General features: G+C 72.7%; 14 protein-coding genes. 8 read left to right on the forward strand and 6 right to left on the reverse strand.

All coding sequences use genetic code 11. The features are described 5' to 3' along the window. Positions 1 to 32 precede the first annotated feature (32 nt). Together ACZ7LE_RS12800 and ACZ7LE_RS12805 are read left to right on the forward strand one after the other, a co-directional pair. On the forward strand, positions 33 to 278 hold the full coding sequence (locus tag ACZ7LE_RS12800) for a hypothetical protein (protein ID WP_470403645.1): 246 nt from the start codon (positions 33 to 35) through the stop codon (positions 276 to 278). A gap of 164 nt (positions 279 to 442) precedes the next feature. After that, positions 443 to 4,306, forward strand: a complete 3,864-nt coding sequence (locus tag ACZ7LE_RS12805) for a S8 family peptidase (RefSeq protein ID WP_470403646.1) — start codon at positions 443 to 445, stop codon at positions 4,304 to 4,306. 99 nt (positions 4,307 to 4,405) lie between these two features. On the opposite strand, the gene ACZ7LE_RS12810 is transcribed toward ACZ7LE_RS12805, so the two are convergent. After that, positions 4,406 to 4,981 carry a CGNR zinc finger domain-containing protein gene (locus tag ACZ7LE_RS12810; RefSeq protein ID WP_470403647.1) on the reverse strand — a complete coding sequence of 192 codons (576 nt, stop codon included), beginning with the start codon at positions 4,979 to 4,981 and terminating at the stop codon, positions 4,406 to 4,408. Positions 4,982 to 5,081: 100 nt separating this feature from the next. On the opposite strand from ACZ7LE_RS12810, the gene ACZ7LE_RS12815 reads away from it, so the two are divergent. Together ACZ7LE_RS12815 and ACZ7LE_RS12820 are read left to right on the forward strand one after the other, a co-directional pair. Continuing rightward, entirely contained in the window at positions 5,082 to 6,248 is a 1,167-nt protein-coding gene (locus ACZ7LE_RS12815) for an epoxide hydrolase family protein (protein ID WP_470403648.1), read from the forward strand. A 173-nt stretch (positions 6,249 to 6,421) separates the two neighbouring features. Continuing rightward, positions 6,422 to 6,991 (forward strand): hypothetical protein, encoded by a 570-nt coding sequence (locus tag ACZ7LE_RS12820; protein ID WP_470403649.1) that lies wholly within the window; start codon positions 6,422 to 6,424, stop codon positions 6,989 to 6,991. Positions 6,992 to 6,996: 5 nt separating this feature from the next. Here the strand turns inward: ACZ7LE_RS12820 and ACZ7LE_RS12825 are convergent, their stop codons facing one another. From ACZ7LE_RS12825 to ACZ7LE_RS12845, 5 genes are all read right to left on the reverse strand, one after another. Further along, positions 6,997 to 8,049 (reverse strand): Gfo/Idh/MocA family protein, encoded by a 1,053-nt coding sequence (locus tag ACZ7LE_RS12825; protein WP_470403650.1) that lies wholly within the window; start codon positions 8,047 to 8,049, stop codon positions 6,997 to 6,999. A 43-nt stretch (positions 8,050 to 8,092) separates the two neighbouring features. Continuing rightward, positions 8,093 to 8,923: an ABC transporter ATP-binding protein gene (locus tag ACZ7LE_RS12830; RefSeq protein WP_470403651.1), complete on the reverse strand. Its 831-nt coding sequence runs from the start codon at positions 8,921 to 8,923 to the stop codon at positions 8,093 to 8,095. Then, positions 8,920 to 9,972, reverse strand: a complete 1,053-nt coding sequence (locus tag ACZ7LE_RS12835) for an ABC transporter substrate-binding protein (protein ID WP_470403652.1) — start codon at positions 9,970 to 9,972, stop codon at positions 8,920 to 8,922. The genes ACZ7LE_RS12830 and ACZ7LE_RS12835 overlap by 4 nt, the downstream gene beginning before the upstream one ends. Before the next feature lie 63 nt (positions 9,973 to 10,035). Then, a complete protein-coding gene (locus ACZ7LE_RS12840) occupies positions 10,036 to 10,920 on the reverse strand; it encodes an ABC transporter permease (protein ID WP_470403653.1) in 885 nt (294 codons plus the stop codon). Between the two features lie 268 nt (positions 10,921 to 11,188). Beyond that, a complete protein-coding gene (locus ACZ7LE_RS12845) occupies positions 11,189 to 11,542 on the reverse strand; it encodes a hypothetical protein (RefSeq protein WP_470403654.1) in 354 nt (117 codons plus the stop codon). Positions 11,543 to 11,679: 137 nt separating this feature from the next. On the opposite strand from ACZ7LE_RS12845, the gene ACZ7LE_RS12850 reads away from it, so the two are divergent. From ACZ7LE_RS12850 to ACZ7LE_RS12865, 4 genes are all read left to right on the forward strand, one after another. Then, positions 11,680 to 12,720 carry a LacI family DNA-binding transcriptional regulator gene (locus ACZ7LE_RS12850; RefSeq protein WP_470403655.1) on the forward strand — a complete coding sequence of 347 codons (1,041 nt, stop codon included), beginning with the start codon at positions 11,680 to 11,682 and terminating at the stop codon, positions 12,718 to 12,720. 117 nt (positions 12,721 to 12,837) lie between these two features. Then, positions 12,838 to 16,176: a 3-keto-alpha-glucoside-1,2-lyase-like domain-containing protein gene (locus ACZ7LE_RS12855; RefSeq protein ID WP_470403656.1), complete on the forward strand. Its 3,339-nt coding sequence runs from the start codon at positions 12,838 to 12,840 to the stop codon at positions 16,174 to 16,176. 44 nt (positions 16,177 to 16,220) lie between these two features. Next, positions 16,221 to 17,393 (forward strand): sugar phosphate isomerase/epimerase family protein, encoded by a 1,173-nt coding sequence (locus ACZ7LE_RS12860; protein ID WP_470403657.1) that lies wholly within the window; start codon positions 16,221 to 16,223, stop codon positions 17,391 to 17,393. A gap of 41 nt (positions 17,394 to 17,434) precedes the next feature. Then, positions 17,435 to 20,197 carry a PKD domain-containing protein gene (locus ACZ7LE_RS12865; RefSeq protein WP_470403658.1) on the forward strand — a complete coding sequence of 921 codons (2,763 nt, stop codon included), beginning with the start codon at positions 17,435 to 17,437 and terminating at the stop codon, positions 20,195 to 20,197. Positions 20,198 to 20,234: the final 37 nt, after the last annotated feature.

The raw sequence follows: 20,234 nt of genomic DNA on the forward strand, positions 1-20,234 counted from the left end.
TCGGCTCTCGTCCGCTGAGGCATGCTGTACCCATGCCGAAGACCCTGCCCACCGGACCCACCGTGATCACCGACGACAGCGAGGTGCGCTTCGTCGCCGGGGCCGACCAGTTCGCGCTCAAGCTCAAGGACGGGCACCTGCACGTGCGCGCGATCGACACCGACGGTGGCGAGGCCCAGATCATCGTGATCCCGACGTCCCGCAGCACCCTCAACCTGGAGATCAAGCACCCGGGTGCCCACGGCCCCGTGGCCGTGGAAGGGCCGACGCTGCGCTGAGCGCCCGGGCCCACGGCCCGCCGGACAGCGCCCTCCCCGGACCGTCCGGCCACGTCGAAATCGTTACGACACACGCCTGACACAACAACGGCTCCCAGGCCTGCCAGCGTCTGCAGCGACTGCTTTACCCTCCGTCATCGCTGCGGAATCACTGGGAGATCGTTGTGAGAGCAAGAAGACTGGTCGTCGCGGCCACTGCCGCCGCGCTCGTCGTGGGCGCGCTGCCCACGGCGGCAGCCGTGGGCTCCGCGCCGCCGGCCATGGCCGCGACACCTGAGGCGCCACCCACGGTCCCGGACGTCCCGGACACCGACGTCGTCCTCGTCACCGGTGACCGGGTCACCACCAGCACCGCCGACGACGGCACGCCGACCGTCGGGTTCGAGGCCGCGCCCCGGCCCGACGGTCGCCCGGTCAGCTACGCCGCCTTCGGCGACGCGGCGGGCCACTACTTCGTCGTCCCGTCGGACGTCGCCGACCTGGTGCCGGCGAGGCTGGACCTCCGGCTGTTCGACGTCACCGCCCTGGCCGCGGCGCAGGACACGGCACAGAACGCAGGCGCGGACGCCGCCCTGCCCGTGATCGTGCAGACCACCACCGCCCGTGCGGCCCGGTCGGCGGAACCGACCTGGCGCGCGCTCGACCTCGACGTCGACCGGACCCTGGAGTCGATCGACGCGGTCGCGGGCGACGTCCCGGCGGACGGCGCCCGCCCGCTCGTGGACGCCGTCGAGGACGGCCGGACCGTGAGCAAGGTGTGGCTGGACGCCCCGCTGGAGGTGTCGGACGCCGACTCCACGCCCCAGATCGGCGCGACCGACGCCTGGGACCTCGGCATCGACGGCACCGGCGTGACCGTCGCGGTCCTGGACTCCGGCATCGACACCACCCACCCCGACCTGGACCAGGGCATCGTGGCCCTCGAACGGGACTTCACCGGCTCGGGCAGCACGCACGACGCCCTCGGCCACGGCACGCACGTCGCCTCGATCATCGCGGGCAGCGGTGAGGCGTCCGACGGCGAGAACCGCGGCGTCGCGCCCGGCGCCCGGCTGCTGAACGGCCGCGTCCTGAACGACGAGGGCGAGGGCGACGAGTCCTGGGCCATCGACGCCATGGAGTGGGCGGCCTCGAACGACGCGGACGTCATCAACATGAGCCTGGGCGTGCGCGGCGCGTACACCGACGGCACCGACCCCGCGGCCCTCGCCGTCGACTCGATCTCGGAGCGCTACGACACCCTCGTCACCATCGCGGCCGGCAACGAGGGCAACTGGGGCACCCCGTTCACGGTCACCACGCCCGGTACCGCGGACAGCGCCCTGACGGTCGGCGCGGTGACGGACTCCGACGACATCGCGTACTTCTCCTCGATGGGTCCCCGGTTCGGGGACTACGCGATCAAGCCCGACATCGCGGCACCCGGCGACGGGATCGTCGCCGCCCGCGCCGCCGGGACCACCCCCGACGTGCCGGTCGGCGACCACTACGCCGCCATGTCCGGCACGTCGATGGCGACCCCGCACGTGGCCGGGGCGGCGGCGCTGCTCAAGCAGGCCCGCCCGGAGCTGGACGGCGAGGCCCTGAAGTCGGTGCTCATGGGCTCGGCCCAGCCGGCGGGGAACTCGGTGTTCGCCGAGGGCGCGGGCCGCGCGTGGGTGCCCGGGGCGATCGGGGAGGCGGTCTACGCGACGCCGGCCTCGCTCTCGTTCGGGCTGTTCGACTCGCCCCGTGCCGAGCAGACGCCGCGGACGCAGACCGTCACGTACACGAACGACTCCGGCACGGCCGTCGACGTGGACCTGGCCCTCTCGGTCAACGCGGGCGACGGCGTGCCCGTCCCCGCGGGCGTGGCGTCCCTGTCCACGGACACCCTGACGATCCCCGCCCACGGCTCCGCGGCCGTGGACGTGACCATCGACCCGCGCTCCGACGAGCCCGACGTCTTCGCCGGCGTGCTCCGCGCGACCGGCGCCGGGTTCCCCGCCGTCCGGACCGTGCTGGCGTTCCAGAGCGACCCGGACATGTACACGCTGCGCATCGAGGCGAGCCGCCTCGGCGGCGAGCCGGCCGACAACCCGGACGCGGGCTGGGTCCACGGCATCGACGACCCGGACGTGAACCAGTGGTTCCAGTTCACCGACGGCGTCGCCGAGGTGCGTCTGCCCGCCGGCCGCTACGCGGTCCAGGGGCAGCTCTTCGACGCGGTGTCGCCGTCGGCCGCCTACTTCGACGGCGTCGTCAGCTTCACGCGCGACGCCGACCTGACGGCCGGTGACGCCACGCTCACGCTGGACGGCGGCACGGCGGTGCCGGTGCGCATGGAGACGCCCAAGAAGGTCGCGCCCCGCGCCCTGGCGTCGGACCTGGTCCGCGACCTGCCGGGCCGGAGCGGCCCGGTGACCACGGGCACCTCGTTCAGCACCGGCGACTACACCGGCGGCATGGAGCTGAACGCGTACGTGCTGCGGGACGACAGCCCGCTCGCGGGCGAGACCACGGTGACGTCGCGCTACCTGCTGGACCAGCCGCTGCTCGACGTCGCCGCCGTGGGCAGGGGCAGGACGCTCGACGTGTCGCGCGAGCTGGGCAACGCGGTCCGGTCCCCGCGGTACGAGGGCCGGATGGCGGCACGGCTCGTGGACGCCGGGACGGGTACCCCCGAGGAGCTGGCCGCCGTGCGCGCGGACGGCGCCGTCGTGCTGGTCGAGGACACCGGCGACCTCACGCTGAACCCGCAGTCGCAGGCCGCGGCGGACGCGGGCGCCGTGGCGGTGATCGTGTACGGGTCCACCCCGGGCCCGTTCTACCACCAGGTGGACAACCGGACGATCAACACCATGAGCGACCAGGCCGTGCCGACGCTGACGCTGAAGCGCGACCTCGGGCTGAAGCTCGTCGAGGCCGCCCACCGCGGTGCGACGCTGCGGGGCACTGGCCGCGCGACGCCGTCGTACCAGTACGCGCTGGGCTACAGCGAAGAGGGGCGGACGCTCCCGCGTTCGCTCACCTACCGGCCCGCGGCCAAGGACCTCGCGGCAGTCGAGACCGAGCTGCGGTCGTTCAAGCCGTTCGCAGCGGGGCTCCGGAACGCCGAGCGGCTCACGATCACCAGCGGCAGCACGATGAGCGGCTGGCAGCAGTCCTGGACCACGGGCGCGGTGAGCGGGCGGACGGTCTACTACTCGACCGAGCCCGGCGTGCGGTTCCAGCGCAGCTCCACCGCCGCGCAGGGCCTGAACGCCTGGCCGGCGTGGGTCGACGGTGAGGCGGTGACCTACGAGCCCGGGAAGCAGCCAAAGGAGACCTACAACGCCCAGGTGCACCACGGTGGGCTCTGGGCGTCCCCGGCCACCCCGCAGGACGCCGCGGTCTACCGCGACGGCAGCACCCTCGGGATCGACCTGCCCTACCGCGTCGACAGTGAGGGCCACACCCAGGAGTGGGGTCCGGACGAGGCCTCCACGGGCCGGCTCCGGGTCTGGCAGGGCGACGACCTGCTGACCGACGACGCGAACGGCACGTACGCGACGCAGGACGTCGGCACCGGTAAAGAGCGGTTCCGCGTCCGGCTGGAGACGCACCGCGACACCCCCTGGTGGCCGCTGTCGACGGGTGTGACGACCGAGTGGGGCTTCGTCTCGGGCGGCAGCCGGGCGCTGGAGGTGCTGCCGCTGCTCCAGCTCGACTACGGCGTGCAGGGCCTGGACGCGTACAACACGGCGAGCCGGCGCTCCACGGAGCTGGACCTCCGGGTCTCGCACCAGGACGGCGCCGCCGGGGCCGCACCCGTGACGAGCCTGAAGCTGTGGTCGTCCACGGACGGCGGCGAGCACTGGACGCCGGTGCGCGTGCACCGGGCGTCCGGGCACGGGCCGGGCGATGACAGGGCCGGCGCGTACTCCGCCACGGTCAAGGCCCCGCCGGGATCGACGACTGTCTCGCTGCGCTCCGAGGCACGGGACGCGGCCGGAGCCACCTTCTCCGAGACGGTGATCGACGCGTTCGCGGTGAACGCCCGCCACTGAGCGGTCGGGCCTGGCAGGACACGGCCCGGCAAGGACACGAAGGCCCTCGCCCTGCGGCGGGGGCCTTCGTGCTTCCCGGACGGGGGCCGACCGGCCCCGCTAGGCGCCCGCCGCGGCGTCCGAGCGCCGGCCGGCGAGGTACCGCGCCTTCTTCTCGCGGTTGCCGCACGTGCCCATGTCACACCACCGGCGCGAGCGGCTCTGGCTGGTGTCGAAGAAGGCGGCCCGGCACGTCGGCGAGGCGCACAGCGCCAGCCTGCCGTCCCGCTCCCCCGCGAGCACGCTGATCGCGTCGGCGGCGATGACCCCGAGCGCGTCCTCGACCGCGGACGCCGAACCCAGCCGCCACCGCCGGTCGTTCTCGGGTGTCAGCACGGCCGCCGCTCCGCCCTGAGTGCTGACGTCGTTGATGACCTGGACGGCCGCGGCCGGCAGCGGATCCTGGCGCGCCGCCGCCGTCGCGGCCGCGTGGATCGCTTCCCGCAGCTCCCGTGCGCGGTCGAGCTGAGCAGTGGTGCACGACGCCACGGCCAGGCCGCTCACCGTCAGCCAGTCGGCGAGCCGGCCCGGCGTCGGGATGCGCTCCACCGGTTCGCCGTACCGCTCCGACAGGGTCCCCGTGAAGCTCGTCGCGAGCACCTTGCCGAGGCGGAAGTCCGGGAACCGAGGGCTCATGGAACCACCTTAGCCGGTTGCCTTCCGTCGTCGGCCCCTGATAGAACCGTCTTAGCCGGTTCTTGTGCCGCCGAGCCGGCCCCACCGACGAGGAGGTCTCATGAACCAGCCCACCGACGTGCAGCCGTTCGAGACGCGTGCGACCGACGCCGACCTCGACGACCTGCGTGCCCGGCTGGCCGCGGCCCGGCTGCCGGAGGCCGAGACGGTCCGCACCGCGCCGGCGTCCCGGCGATGGGACCAAGGTGTTCCCCTCGCCGACCTCGTGGACGTCGTCGACCACTGGCGCACCGGGTACGACTGGCGGCGCTTCGAGGCGCGTCTCGACCGGATCGGCCAGTACCGCACCACGATCGACGGCCTGGGCATCCACTTCCTGCACCGGCGTTCCCCGCGGGCCGACGCCACGCCGCTGGTCCTGACCCACGGCTGGCCGGGCAGCATCGCCGAGTTCACCGACGTCGTCGACGAGCTGGCCGACCCGGGAAGCGCGGAGGCACCGGCGTTCCACGTCGTCGCCCCGTCACTGCCGGGCTTCGGCTACAGCGAGCGGCCGGCCACCACGGGGTGGGGCATCGAGAAGATCGCGGCCGCCTGGGTGGAGCTGATGCGACGGCTCGGCTACGACCGGTTCCTGGCCCACGGCGGCGACTGGGGCGGCGTCATCACCACGATCCTCGGCGGCAGGTTCCCGGAGCACGTGATCGGCATCCACACCACGGTCGCGCAGCCGCCGCCCGGTCTGTCGACGGACGGGCTGACGGCGGCCGAGCGCACCTGGGTTCAGGAGTCCCGCGGCTTCTGGGGCCGTCGCGCGGCGTACGCCAAGCAGCAGGCGAGCCGGCCGCAGACCATCGGCTACTCGCTCGTCGACTCACCCGTCGGTCTGCTCGCCTGGATCCTGGACAAGTTCGCCGAGTGGACGGACACGCAGGACAGCCCGTTCGAGACGATCCCGGTCGACAGCGTGCTGGACGACGTCACCCTCTACTGGCTGACGGCGACCGGCGCGTCGTCGGCGCGCATCTACGCCGAGAGCCACGCCTCGCTCGACCCCGACCTCCGGGTCGACGTCCCCTCGGCGATCACCACCTACCCGCGCGACATCGAGCGGTGGCCGCGCCCCTGGGCGCAGGAGCGCTTCCGTCAGATCGTGCGGTGGAGGACGCCGGAGGCCGGAGGGCACTTCCCGTCGCTGGAGGTTCCGGGGTACTTCGTCCAGGACCTGCGGGACAGCCTCGCGGCGGTATCGGCCGCCCGCGGGTGAACCCGACCGCGCTCTTTCCGGCTGCGATCCGGTCGCATCTCCGTCAATGTCGTTCGGCCAGAACCGAATGACGCGTTCTGCCTTCGGGCATGACCGAACAAGATGGAAACCATCTCTCCCGGGTGAAACCCTCCCGTTGTGCTCGCCGAGCACGACAACAAAGGAGGATTGACATGAGATGGTTGCATTCTCGTGCCGCCGCATTCACGGCAGCTGCAGCGGTCCTGCTGGGCCTCTTCGTCGCGGGTCCGGCCTCGGCCCTGACACCCGAGAGCGCGAGCGCGGTGACAGAGCTTTCCGACACGCCGGGTGACGGCCGGCTCTACCAGGCTCCGCCCGCTCCGCGCGGCGCTGATGCCGTCGGCACGGGCAGCGGAATCCAGGCCGTCTCGCCGACCGTCACGCCGTCGGTGTCGTTCCAGCTCGTCCGAGCTGGCGGTACCTACAGCTGCGCCAACGGCACCCTCTGCACTGCCGTCTGGGACCCGGTGAACAGCGCGTGGAAGATCTTCAAGCTGTATGCGTGCAACGTCTATCAGGTGCACAACTGGCTCGACAACGGCTGGTACGTCGACAAGCAGACCTACGGTCAGACGTCCTATTTCAAGGGCCAGAGCTATTACAACAATCTCTGGTCCCACACGTCGACCTACAACCCGTTCACCGGGTCGGGCGCCCCGGATATCAGCGCAGGCTGGGACCCGGTCTGGATGATTCACAACTGCGGTCCCGGTTGGGACTGACGGAATCAGCCCAGGCTCGCCGGCCGCACCTCCGCCCCGGTCGCCGCGGCCTGCTGGATCGCGCACAGCAGCCGCACCGTCTCCAGCGCGTCGTCGACGCCGACGGGCACCGGCGCGAACGTCTCCAGCGCGTCGATGATCCGGGTCCACTGGGCCAGGTGTCCCGCGTGCCCGATCGCGAGCGGTGCGGCCGCGCCGCTCGCGGTCGGGCCCGGCCGCGGCTCGGGCACCCCCGGCACGTCCCAGCGGCGCACCTCCCCCGGCCCGAGCTCGACCGAGCCCCGGGAGCCGAACAGGGCGATCGTCGCGGGGAACCCGGGCGGCGTCGCCGTCGTCGTGGTCACCACGCCCAGAGCGCCGGAGGCGAACCGGAGGGTCGCCACGGTGGTGTCCTCGGCCTCGATCGCATGCGCGAGGGTGCCCGACTGCGCCGTCACCGACTCGACCGGGCCGCACAGCCAGCGCAGCAGGTCGACGTTGTGCACGCCCTGGTTCATCAGCGACCCGCCGCCCTGCGCCGTCGTGGACCGCCAGCCCGCCGCGCGGTAGTAGGCGTCGTCGCGGTGCCAGTGCACGTGCGTCGTCGCGAGCCGCAGCTCGCCCAGCGCGCCGTCGTCGAGCACCTGCTTGAGCGCAAGGTGCTCGGCCTCCAGGCGGCGCTGGGAGATCATCGAGACCGTCAGCCCGCGCTCGCGCGCGGCGCGGGCGATCCGCACCGCGTCTCCGGCGTCGAGCGCGAGCGGCTTCTCGACGACGACGTGCCGCCCGGCCTCCAGCGCCGCCAGCGCGAGCGCCGCGTGCGTGCCGCTCGGCGTGCAGATCGCCACGACGTCGACGTCGGGGTGGGCGATCACGTCGGCAGGTTCGAGACGCAGCGCCGACGGGAGGCCCACGTCCGCGGACCCCGGCGGGCGCACCCGGCCGCTGTACGCGACCAGACGCACCCGGCCACCCAGCTCACCGAGCGCCCGGGCGTGCATCGCGCCGATGCCGCCCAGTCCGACGATGCCTACCCCGAGGGGAGCACTCCCCGCCGTGTCAGGCGTACGGGTCACCATGGTGACCCGTACGCCTGACACGGCGGGCGGAGGTGCGGCGTCGTCACTCGGTCGCATGGCTCGCGCCGAGCAGCTCGCGCAGGCGCTCGGCCGCCGCGGTGAACCGCGGGTCGGCGAGCGTCGGCCCGTACTCGCGGCGCTCCGGCAGCCCGGGTTCGAGGGTCTCCACGATCCGGCCCGGCCGCGGGCTCATGACGACGATCCGGCTGCCCAGGTACACGGCCTCCGGCACGGAGTGGGTCACCAGCACCACGGTGGTGCCGGTCTCGCGCCAGATCCGGTTCATCTCGATGTTCATCTGCTCGCGCGTCAGCGCGTCGAGCGCGCCGAACGGCTCGTCCATGAGCAGCACCCGGGGTTCGTGCAGCAGGGCGCGACACAGCGCGACGCGCTGCTGCATGCCGCCGGACAGCTCGTGCGGCAAGGCCCGCTCGAACCCGGTCAGGCCGGTGAGCTCGATGAGGTGGTCCGCGCGTTCCTCCGCCCGACGCCGGTCCATGCCCCGCATCTCGGCCTGGAGCAGGATGTTCCTGCGCACGCCCCGCCACTCCAGCAGGGCCGAGCGCTGGAAGGCGAAGCCGATCTCGCGCTGCGGCCCGGTGACCGGCTGCCCGTACAGGCGCACGTCGCCCTCGGTCGCCAGGGTGAGCCCCGCGATGATCTTGAGCAGCGTCGACTTGCCGCAGCCCGACGGCCCCGCGATCGTGACGAACTCCCCGGGCCGCACGGCGAGCGACACGTCGTCGAGCGCGACGGTCTCCGACCGCTTGGACGTGAAGCGGCGCGTGAGGTGCGCGACCTGGATGATCGGCTCGACGTCGGCGGGCCGCGCGGTCGCGCTCTGCTGGGTCGCGGGCCCGGTCGTCGCGGTCACATGCCCTCCCCGAAGGACGGGTCCCAGTACGCGTCCGGCGTCGGCTCGCCCTCGAACTCGGTGTTCTCGGTGAGGAACGTGAGCGTGTCCGTCCACTGCTCCTCGGTGTTCACGCCGGGCGCCGGGGCCTCCTCCAGGTTGAGCAGGCCGATCGTCGCCTCGAGCTGCGCCGCCAGCACCTCCTCGTCCGGCGCCTGCTCGGCGTCGGCGGCCATCGCGGCGACGGCGGCGTCCGGGTCCTCGGACGCCGCGAGGAACGACTTCGACGTCGCCCGCACCATCGCCTGGACCAGCTCGGGGTCGCTCTCGATCGTCGCCTCGTTCGCGAGGAGGCCGGTGCCGAGCATGTTCATGCCGAACTCCGAGAACGGCAGGGCGGAGACCTCCTTGCCGGTCTGGTTCTCGATGGTCGGCGCCTGGTCGTGGTAGAAGCCCTGGATGGCGTCGACCTTGCCCTCGATCAGCGCGGCGATCTTGCCCGCGGCGTCGACGTTGACCACCGTGACGTCGTCCGGGTTCACGCCGTTGATCTCCAGCCACGCCGGGAAGGTGCCGTACATGGCGTCGCCGGGCGTACCGCCGACCGTCTTGCCCACGAGGTCCGCGGGCTCGGTGATGCCCTGGTCGTCGAAGAACTCGACGGAGCTGGGGCCGGTCTGCAGGAAGACGCCGACGCTGCGTACCGGCATGCCGGAGCTGATCCCGTTCGCCAGCGGCGGGGTGTCCGCCCACCCGAAGTCGGTGTTGCGCTGCGCGACCTGCTGCACCGTGTTGCCGGACCCGTTGCCCGGCTGGATCGTCAGCTCGATCCCCTCGTCCTCGAAGATCCCCTCCGCCACGCCGTAGTAGAACGGCGCGTGCTCGCCGTACGGCACCCAGTTGAGCGTCACCGTGACCTCGCTCAGGCCCTCGGCGTTCTGCTCGCCCGGCCCGCCGCCCGCGGTCTGCCCGCAGGCCGCGACCGTCGCCAGGGCCACGCCGCCCACGGCCAGCGACAGCACGGTCTTGCGGCCACGGGTCCTGCCGTCACGCTTGTTGCCACCACGCATGGGAGAGCCTTTCTGGTCGTGCCGTCACGGGACGGCGGGAACGCGGAAGAGTGCGGTCGGGGATCAGACGGTCGCGAGCGCGAGGTTGCCGCGCCGCGAGGCGTGCCACGGGATGAGGAGGCGTTCGAGCACCTCGACCAGCACGAAGAGGACCACGCCGATGAGGGACATGAGGATCAGGTCGGCGAACAGCAGCGGCGCGTCGAGGTTGCCGCTGGCGAGCAGCAGCACGTACCCGAGACCACGGTCGGCGCCCACGAACTCGCCGACGACGGCGCCCACGACCGCCAGCGTGACCGCGACCTTGAGGCCGGACATGAGCTGCGGGAGGGCGCCGGGAAAGCGGATCTTGCGGAAGGTCTTCCACCGGGACGCGCCCATCGTCGCGGACATCTCCAGCAGCTCCGGGTCGACCGACCGCAGGCCGGCCACGGCCGAGACGACGACGGGGAAGAAGGCGATGAGCACGGCCAGGACGATCTTCGGCGTCATCCCGAACCCGAACCAGACCACGAGGATCGGGGCGATGGCGATCTTGGGGATGACCTGGGCGAAGAGGATGAGCGGGTAGAGCGACTTCTCCGCGGTCTTCGAGTAGACCAGGAGCACGGCCGCCGCCACGCCGATCACGGCCGCGAGCACGAACCCGACGATCGTCTCCAGCGTGGTCACCCACGTGTGCTCCAGCAGCATCGCCCACTCGGCGACCATGGTCTCCGCGACGGCGCCGGGCGAGGGCACCAGGTAGGCCGGGACCAGCTCGCGCCAGGCCACGAACCACCAGAGCGCGAAGAGCGCAAGCAGCACCGCGACCGGCCGCCACGACTCCGCGAGCAGGCTGAGCGCCCGGGTCCCGAGCGGCGTCCCGCCGGCAGGCGGCGGCGTCGGCCGGGACCTGGGCCCGCGCGAGGACGGGGTCGTGGGGCGGGCGTCCTGGGTGGTCACCATGGCGTGATCCTCCATAGTTCGCTCTTTCCGTTTCGTCGCACGGGGTCGACGTCGACACCCGTGGGGCAGCGGGTCGGGGCACGCCGGACGTCGTCGTCCGGGTGGTGCCGGTCGGTAGAGCAGGTCAGCGGCTCCGGCCTGTGGAGCCGCATTTCACGGGGGACACTATGAGCCGCGCCCGGGCCGGACAACGAGTTGCCACTTGTTGCCCCGCCGCCGGGCGGCTCCGGCGGCCGGCGGTTGCCACCGGGCTCGGGCCGGCCGCCGGTCAGCCGTCGCCCGGGACGGGGACGACGCCCGTGCCCCCTGCGCCGACCTCCGTGACGGCCTCCAGGTCAACGGCCACCGACCGGAAGCCCGCGGACCGCACGGCCCGCAGGACCTCCCCGCGCAGGGGCTCCGCCGCCAGGCTCGCGAGGTCGGCGTGCGGCGCCTCGAGCCGCGCCAGGTCGCCGTGGTGCCGCACGCGGATCTCCTCCAGGCCGAGCCGCCGGAGCTCGCTCTCGGCGGCCTCGACCTGGACCGCCTCGTCCCCCACCGCCTCGTGCACCACCGCCTCGTCCGCCACGGGGCCGGCGAGCGCTTCGGGCGGCACGTCGAGCGGGCCGGTAGGCAGGGTCATGCCGTCATTCGAGGGTGCCGCACCCGGGCCGGTCAAGGTGTTGCCACCTCTTGCCGGGCAGGCAAGGACGTGCCGCGCCCGGGCCGTCGACGGCAAATGGTTGCCGTCGCCGTCTGCTCGCCGTACGCTCCCCGCGCATGGGCGAAACTGGCGAAACAGGGAGCTCTCGGAACAGACCGACCATCTACGACGTCGCCAGGGCCGCCGGCGTCGCGCCCTCGACCGTCTCGCGGGCGTTCTCCCGGCCGGGCCGCGTCAACGCGGATACGGCGGACCGCATCCGGCGCGTGGCGCACGAGCTCGGTTACCGGACCAGCCCCATCGGGCGCGGCCTGCCGGAGGGCAGGACGGCGCTGCTCGCGATCGTCGTGGCCGACCTGACCAACCCGTTCTTCTTCGAGATCATCCGCAGCGCCGAGAAGACCGCCATCGACTCCGGGTACACGCTGCTGGTGGTGGACGCGCACGAGTCGAGCGGGGCGGAGCGCCGCGCCCTGGAGCGGACGCTGCCCCTGGTCGAGGGGGTCGTGCTCGCCACGTCACGGCTCTCGGACGCCGCGATCCGGGCCGTCGCCAAGCAGCGGCCGACCGTCGTCATGAACCGCGTCGTCACGGACGTCCCGAGCGTCGTGACCGACAACGCCCAGGGGATGCGGCGCGCCGTCGAGCACCTGGCGGGCCTCGGGCACGCCCGGCTGACGTACCTGGCCGGCCCCGAGGCGTCCTGGGCCGACGGCATGCGCTGGCGCGCCTTCCGCGAGGCGACCCAGGAGCTCGGCCTGCGGGCGTGGCGCCTCGGACCGTTCGCGCCGACGCTCGCCGGCGGGCTCTCGGCCGCGCAGGCGCTGACCACCCACTCCGCGACCGCGACCGTCGCGTACAACGACCTCGTCGCGATCGGCACGATGCGCGGCCTGACCCGGCTCGGGGTCGAGATCCCCCGCGACCTGAGCGTCGTCGGGTTCGACAACATCTTCGGGTCCGACTTCTGCACCCCGCCGCTGACCACGGTCGCCTCCCCCCTGCGCCACTTCGGGACGTTCGCCGTCCAGCGCCTGCTGAACCAGCTCCGCGCGCCGTCGTCCGGCCTGTCGGCCACGGCGTCCGCCGGGTTGTCGGCCCCGGCTCTGCTCCCGGCCAAGCTCGTCGAACGCGGCTCGACGGCCCGCCGCGCCTGACCTCGGGGCAGGGGCAACAAGTGGCAACTCGTTGTCCGGGGTGAGCGCTCACCGCATAGTGACGTGGCGTAGGCACGGTCCCAGCCAGGCAAGGTCCTCGATGGAGAGGCAAGGCCCATGGAACGTAGATCGACCCACCGCACGCTCGCCGCGATGCTCGGCGTGCTCGTGCTCCCGTTCACGGTGCTCCCGGCGGCCGCCCAGCCGGCCGGGCAGCCAGCGGCGCCGGCCCTGACCCAGGCGGCCACCGACCCCACCCGACCCCAGGAGCCCGGCGTCACCCTGCGGGTGTTCGACGTCCAGGTCCCGCTGGACGACTACTGCACGCTCAAGCCGGGTCAGACGCCGAACATCGACAAGCTGATGCCGACGATCGACTGGACCACGGCGGCCGACTTCGGCCTCGCCGACCGGTTCGTCACCGAGGTGAGCGGCTACCTGGACGTCCCCGCCGCCGGCACGTACGACTTCCGGGTCACCAGCGACGACGGCGCACGGCTGCTCCTCGACGAGACGCTGGTGGTGGACCACCCCGGCAAGCACGGGGCGACGCCGAAGGACGGGTCCGCCGCCCTGGAGGCCGGCTACCACGCCCTGCGCATCGACCACTTCGACGGCGACTTCGACCAGCGCCTCAAGCTGGAGTGGCGCCCGCCGGGCGCCTCCGGGTTCGTGCTGGTGCCGAACACGGCGCTCAGCACCGACGCCGAGGTCACGCGTGTCACCTCGCCGGGCCGCAAGGTCTGCGAGGGGGTCGACGAGGCGCCGGGCGACGGCCTGCCGCTGACCGAGGTGCATCCCGACTACACGCTGACGAACCTGCGCCCGGACGGCTTCGAGCCGCAGGTCACGGGCATGGACTGGCTGCCCGACGGGCGCATGGCCATCGCCACGTGGGGCGGCGACCGCGAGACGGTGCTCGGCGAGGTGTACCTGGTCGAGAACGTGACGGGCGACGGCGGCGCGGACGAGGTGACGTACACGAAGATCGCCGAGGAGCTCCAGGAGCCGATGGGCCTGAAGGTCGTGGACGGCCGCATCTACGTCTCCGAGAAGCACGGCCTGACGGAGCTCGTGGACACCGACGGCGACGAGGTCACCGACGAGTACCGCGAGGTCGCGACCTGGCCGTTCGGCGGCAACTACCACGAGTTCGCGTTCGGCCTGCTGTACGAGGACGGCTACTTCTACGTCTCCACAGGCATCGCGATGGTGCCCGGCGGCGCGACCCGCGACCCGCAGCTCGTCGAGAACCGCGGCTCCGTGCTGAAGATCGACGAGGACACCGGCGAGGTCGAGTACCTCGCGGGCGGCCTGCGCACCCCCAACGGCCTCGGCTTCGGGGCCGACGGCGGCATGTACGTCACCGACAACCAGGGCATGCACGTGCCGACGTCGAAGCTGGTGCGCGTGCAGGAGGGGGCGTTCTACAACCACTACACGAACCCGGACGGCCCGTACGACGACCAGCCGGTGACCGAGCCAGTGGTGTGGATGCCGCACGGCGAGATCTCGAACTCCCCGAGCAACCCCGTGATCCTGACCGAGGGCGTGTTCGAGGGCCAGATGGCGATCGGCGACGTGACCTACGGCGGCCTGCAGCGCGTCTACCTGGAGGACGTCGCCGGCCAGGAGCAGGGCGCCGTGTTCCGCATGACGCAGGGGCTGGAGTCCGGCGTCAGCAGGACCAGCGTCGGCCCGGACGGCTCGATCTACGTGGGTGGCATCGGCTGGTCGGGCAACTGGGGCCAGGCGGGCAAGCTCGGCTACGGCCTGCAGAAGCTCACCTTCGACGAGAGCCGGGCGTTCGACATGCTCGAGATGCGCGCGATCGAGGGCGGCTTCGAGATCGAGTACACGCAGCCGCTCTCGGCCGAGACCGCCGAGGACCTGGCCGGCAAGTACGAGGCGGCGCAGTGGCGCTACGTCTCCACGCCGCAGTACGGCGGCCCCAAGGTCGACGAGGAGGACCTGGAGGTCACCTCGGCCACGCTGTCCGCCGACCGCCGGACGGTGACCCTGATGATCGAGGGGCTCCAGGCCGGCCGGGTCGTCAACGTGCACTCGCCGCGGCCCTTCGCGGCCGAGGGCGGCGAGGAGCTGTGGAGCACCGAGGCCTGGTACACGATGAACCGCCTGCCGGACGGCACCACCCCGCCGCCCGTCTACGAGGCCGAGGCCGCCGACATCTCCGGCGGCGCCGGCTGGAACACGAACCACGCCGGGTACTCGGGCGCCGGGTTCGTGGACCGCAACTGGGAGCCCGGCGCGCGCACCACGTTCGCCGTCGAGACCGACGAGGCGGGCCCGCACGACCTGGCCCTGCGCTACGCGAACGGCCAGAACTCGGACCCCAGCCCCCTGCCGCGGTCGATGAGCCTGTACGTCAACGGCGTCAAGCAGAAGCAGGTCTGGCTCGACAGCACCGTGAGCTGGTCCACCTGGCAGACGCAGACCGAGACGATCCAGCTCCGGAAGGGCGCGAACACCATCGCCTACGCGTACGACGCCGACGACGTGGGGCACGTGAACCTCGACAGCCTCACCGTCACCCCCACCGAGCGCATCACCCTGTTCGACGGCGGCGACCTCGACGCCTTCGAGAACGCGAGTGGCGGCCCCGCGACCTGGCCCGTCGCGGACGGCTCGGTGGAGTCCTTCGGCGGCGACATCCGGACCAAGGAGAAGTTCGGCGACTTCCGGATGCACGCCGAGTGGTTCCAGCCCCAGCACGCCGACGACGTCACGGGCCAGGCCCGCGGCAACAGCGGCGTCTACATCCAGGAACGCTACGAGGTCCAGGTCCTGGAGTCCTTCGGCATCGACCCGCCGGCCACGAACGACGCCGGCTCGATCTACCTGAAGAAGGCCCCGGACGTGAACGCCGCGACCGCGATGGGCACGTGGCAGACGTACGACATCGTCTTCCGCGCCGCCCGGTTCGACGCCGCCGGGACCAAGACCGAGGACGCGCGCCTCTCGCTCTGGTGGAACGGCCAGCTCGTGCACGACGACGTGGCGATCGACGGCAAGACCGGCAACGGCAAGGCCGAAGGGCCGACGCCCGGCCACATCAAGCTCCAGGACCACGGCGACGCCGGCCTGAACCCGCGGTTCCGCAACGTCTGGATCGAACGCCTGGCCGAGCAGGAGACGACCAGGCAGGGCCTGGCGTCGGGTGTCTCGGCGCGGCTCACGCCGCCGAGGGTCACGGCGGGCAGCGAGGTGGTGTCCGTGGTGGAGGTGTCGGGCAGGAAGGGCCGCCCGGCGCCGACGGGGACCGTCCGGGTCACCGTCGGCGACACGACGGTCAGGACCACGCTCGGCCGCGGCCCCGCCCGGCTCCGGCTCCCCACCTCGGGCCTGGAGCCCGGCGTGCACCCGGTGTCCGTGCAGTACCTCGGCGACACCGTCTACCGGCGGAGCACGACGACGGTCCACCTGACCGTCCGCTGATCTGGTCCCCCGCAGAGCTGTCCCTCGAAGGAGAGGTTCATCTGATGGAACGCACTGCCCGCAACACGACCCGCACCCGCACCGCCAGGCCGTGGCTCGCCGCCGCCGTGGTCGCCGCCCTGGCCCTGCCGGCCCTGGCCCCGTCCGCGACGGCCGGGACCGGCCCGGCCGGAGCCAGCACCTGCGCCTACGGCTACACCAGCCAGGCCACCGTCTGGTTCGGTGCCGACGCCGACTCGGGCGTACCCAACCGGGACACCCGAACCGGCTGCACCGTCATGGACGAGATCATGGCCGACGCGCCGTTCGCGACGCACGGCGCATTCGTCCGCACGGTCTCGTCCGTGACCAAGGGCCTCGTCCGCGAACGGGTCCTCACCGCCCGCGAGCGCCGGGACGTCGTCCGCGCCGCCGCCGTCTCGGAGGTGGGCAGGCCGCACCCGGTCACGGGGAGCCGGTCGGTCGACCTGTCCGCGATCGGCCTGGTGGGGTACACGGTCCGCGCGACCATGCCCACGGACGCCGCGGGGACGCTGGGCGCGCTCGCGGAGTGCGGCTTCCGGAACATCGAGCCGTCGGGCAGCGCCGGCAACTTCTACGGCTACTCGGCCGCGGGGCTGGCGCCGCTCACGGACGCGGCGGGTCTGGAGGTGCCGTCGCTCGGCGTGAGCCTGTCGAACCTGCAGAACGACGTCGACCTGGTGGTCGCCGAGGCGCACGGGATCGGCGCGACGTACGTGCGCGTCTCGGGCTCCGGCTCGTGGACGCTCGCGGACTACTCCCGGACGGCCGCGATCCTCAACGAGGCGGGCGAGCGGCTGGGCGCCGAGGGCATCCGAGTCGCGTACCACAACCACGGGTTCGAGTTCGAGACCGCGGAGGACGGGGTCACGGGCTACGACGTGCTGGTCCGGGAGACCGACCCGGCGTTCGTCACGATGGAGCTCGACGTGTACTGGGCCGCCAGCACGGACACCGCCGCCACGGACCTGTTCGCGCGCTACCCGGGCCGGTTCGAGCTGCTGCACCTCAAGGACATCGCCGAGGACGGCTCTTTCGCCGACGTCGGCTCGGGCACCATCGACTTCGCCGAGATCTTCGCGGCCGCGCCGCTCGCCGGGGTCCGGTACGGCTTCACCGAGAACGACCAGCCGTCGCCCGACGGCGTGACGTCCGCGTGCACGAGCCTCGGCTACCTCGCCGGGCTCCGCTACTGAGCCCCAGCCCGCACCATCCGACCCAGCACGAGGGAGTGTTGATGTCCGCACCGCACCGCCGGGCTCACCGCCGGGCACTGGCCGCGACGACCGGTCTGGTCGTCGCGCTCGGTGCCCTGGTCCCCGCGACCACCGCCGCCACCGCCCACGACGTCCCGCCCGGCTCGGAGCACGCCGGCTCCGACCACGCCGAGGCCACCGCGTTCGACAAGGTCCCGCTCGTCACGGAGGGCCTCGCCGACCCGTTCGAGCTCGACGTGGCCGACGACGGCCGCGTCGTCTACATCCAGCGCACCGGCCAGGTGGTGGTGCTGGACCAGGAGACCCTGCGCCAGACCACGGCCCTGGACCTGGACTACTCGCTCGACCTGCTCACGCAGTCCGACGGCCTGCTGGGCCTGACCCTGGACCCCGACTTCACCGAGAACGGGTGGCTGTACCTGCTCTGGAGCGACCCCGACGTCGCGAAGATGAACCTCTCGCGGTTCACGATGGGGCCGGACGACGTGATCGACCCGGCGTCGGAGGAGCGGCTGCTCGACTACACCATCTGGCGTGGTGAAGGCCGTGCCAACTCGCACATGGCCGGCTCGCTCGCCATGGGGCCGGACGGCGACCTGTTCGTCGCCACGGGTGACAACTCCGACCCGTTCGACCAGGCGGGCTACACCCCGATCGACGAGCGGCCGGGCCGCCGCGGCTGGGACGCGCAGGGCACGTCCGCCAACACGAACGACCTGCGCGGCAAGGTGCTGCGCATCACCCCGCAGGACGACGGAACCTACTCGGTCCCGGACGGCAACCTGTTCGCGCCGGGCACCGAGGGCACCCGCCCGGAGATCTACGGGATGGGCTTCCGCAACCCGTTCCGCATCACGGTCGACCCCGGCACCGGCGCGGTGCTCATCGGTGACTACGGGCCCGACGCCCGGGTGGCCGACCCGCTGCGCGGCCCCGACGGCCAGGTCGAGTTCATCCGGATGACCGAGCCGGGCAACCACGGCTGGCCGTACTGCCACGCCGACAACCAGGCGTACATCGACTACGACTTCGCCACCGGCGTCTCGGGCGAGGCGTTCGACTGCGCGAACCCGGTCAACGACTCCCCCAACAACACGGGCCTGCGCGAGCTCCCGCCGTCGCAGCTGCCGCTCGTCTGGTACGGCTACGGGCCGTCCGAGGAGTTCCCCGAGCTCGGCTCCGGCGGGGCGGCCCCCATGGGCGGCCCGGTGTACCGCTACGACCCGGACCTCGACGTCAAGACGAAGTTCCCTGCAGAGTTCGACGGGCACTGGTTCGTCTCCGAGTACGCCCGCAACTACTACAAGGTGCTGTCGCTCGACGAGGCCACCGGCGAGCTCGCCTCGATCGACCCGTTCCTGGAGGGCGAGACGTTCGTCGCCCCGTTCGAGGCCGAGTTCGGCCCGGACGGCTCGCTCTACATCATCGACTTCGGCCGCGGGTCGGGCGCGGGCCGCGGGAGCAGCAACACCGACGCCGGCATCTATCGCGTCGACTACGCGGCCGACGGCCGACGGCCCCTCTCCCGGTTCACGGCCGACGTCGACTCCGGGCACGAACCGCTGACCGTCGCCTTCGACGGCGCCACCAGCGAGAGCCCCGACGGGCTGGAGATCACCTACGCGTGGGACTTCGAGAACGACGGCGTGGTCGACTCCACCGAGGCCGACCCGGCCCACACCTACACCGAGCGCGGCCAGTTCAGCGCCCGCCTGACGGTCACGGACAGCGAGGGCTTCACCGGCGTCTCCGTGCAGAAGATCACGGTGGGCAACACCCGGCCGGACGTCGCCTTCGGCGCGCCGTACCACGGCGGGTTCGCCGAGCTGGGCGACACCGTCGACTACTCCGTCGACGTGGCCGACGTCGAGGACGGCTCGACCGAGGCGGGCACCATCGACTGCGAACAGGTCACGGTGAACACCCAGCTCGGCCACGACTCCCACGCGCACCCCCTGGACAACTACACCGGGTGCTCCGGGTCGGTGTTCCTCGACCCCGCGGATCACGGCGTCGGGCAGAACGTCTACCCGGTGCTCGGGGCGGGCTACGAGGACCTGGGCGCCGACGGCGTCCCGGCCCTGGCCGGCCAGGACACGGCCCGGCTGCAGGTGCGCGACAAGGAGGCCGAGTTCTCCGTCGACAGCTCCGGCGTCACGGTGGCGGACGGCGCCGACGCCCGCGGCGGGCGGCTCGTGACCGACGTCGACCACGGCGACTGGATCGCGTTCGGCCCCGTCGACCTGCGCGGCATAGACGCCCTGACGGTGGGCGCCGTCCGCGGCGCCGCCGAGGCGACCGTCGAGGTGCGCGCCGGCAGCCCGACCGGGCGCAAGCTCGGCCAGGTCACGGTCGCCCGGGCCACCGGCGCGGGGCAGCTCGTCTCGCCCACGATCGACCTCCCGGACCAGCAGGGCGCCACCACGCTCTACCTCGTCGCGAAGAGCAGGCGCGAGCCGGCCGACGGCGCGAACCTCGGTCTCGACTGGCTCGTCTTCCACGGGCGCGGCGTCGCCGACGACACCGCCCCGGTCGTGACGGCCGAGGCCAGCCGGCAGGGTGGGCGGGCGGCCCTCTCGGTGGACCTGTCCGGGTCCGCCGTGGCGCCGGAGGGGCGCGAGATCGTCTCCTACCGGTGGGACCTGGGCGACGGGACCACCGCGGACGGGCAGAGCGTCACGCACGTCTACGAGAACCCGGGCCGGTACACGGCACGGCTGATCGCGACCGACAGCGAGGGCACCCGCGACTGGACGACGGTCGAGCTGACGGTCCGGGGCTGAGCCCGCCCGAGACGGACGCCGGCCCGGACCACCTCGC

This window comes from Promicromonospora sp. NPDC110617, assembly GCF_055598465.1.

Coding starts and splice junctions, on each gene's coding strand:
- ACZ7LE_RS12800 (WP_470403645.1), top strand. CDS start 33: ATGCCGAAGACCCTGCCCACCGGACCCACCGTGATCACCGACGACAGC.
- ACZ7LE_RS12810 (WP_470403647.1), bottom strand. CDS start 4,981: ATGAGCCCTCGGTTCCCGGACTTCCGCCTCGGCAAGGTGCTCGCGACG.
- ACZ7LE_RS12815 (WP_470403648.1), top strand. CDS start 5,082: ATGAACCAGCCCACCGACGTGCAGCCGTTCGAGACGCGTGCGACCGAC.
- ACZ7LE_RS12820 (WP_470403649.1), top strand. CDS start 6,422: ATGAGATGGTTGCATTCTCGTGCCGCCGCATTCACGGCAGCTGCAGCG.
- ACZ7LE_RS12825 (WP_470403650.1), bottom strand. CDS start 8,049: ATGGTGACCCGTACGCCTGACACGGCGGGGAGTGCTCCCCTCGGGGTA.
- ACZ7LE_RS12835 (WP_470403652.1), bottom strand. CDS start 9,972: ATGCGTGGTGGCAACAAGCGTGACGGCAGGACCCGTGGCCGCAAGACC.
- ACZ7LE_RS12840 (WP_470403653.1), bottom strand. CDS start 10,920: ATGGTGACCACCCAGGACGCCCGCCCCACGACCCCGTCCTCGCGCGGG.
- ACZ7LE_RS12845 (WP_470403654.1), bottom strand. CDS start 11,542: ATGACCCTGCCTACCGGCCCGCTCGACGTGCCGCCCGAAGCGCTCGCC.
- ACZ7LE_RS12850 (WP_470403655.1), top strand. CDS start 11,680: ATGGGCGAAACTGGCGAAACAGGGAGCTCTCGGAACAGACCGACCATC.
- ACZ7LE_RS12855 (WP_470403656.1), top strand. CDS start 12,838: ATGGAACGTAGATCGACCCACCGCACGCTCGCCGCGATGCTCGGCGTG.
- ACZ7LE_RS12860 (WP_470403657.1), top strand. CDS start 16,221: ATGGAACGCACTGCCCGCAACACGACCCGCACCCGCACCGCCAGGCCG.
- ACZ7LE_RS12865 (WP_470403658.1), top strand. CDS start 17,435: ATGTCCGCACCGCACCGCCGGGCTCACCGCCGGGCACTGGCCGCGACG.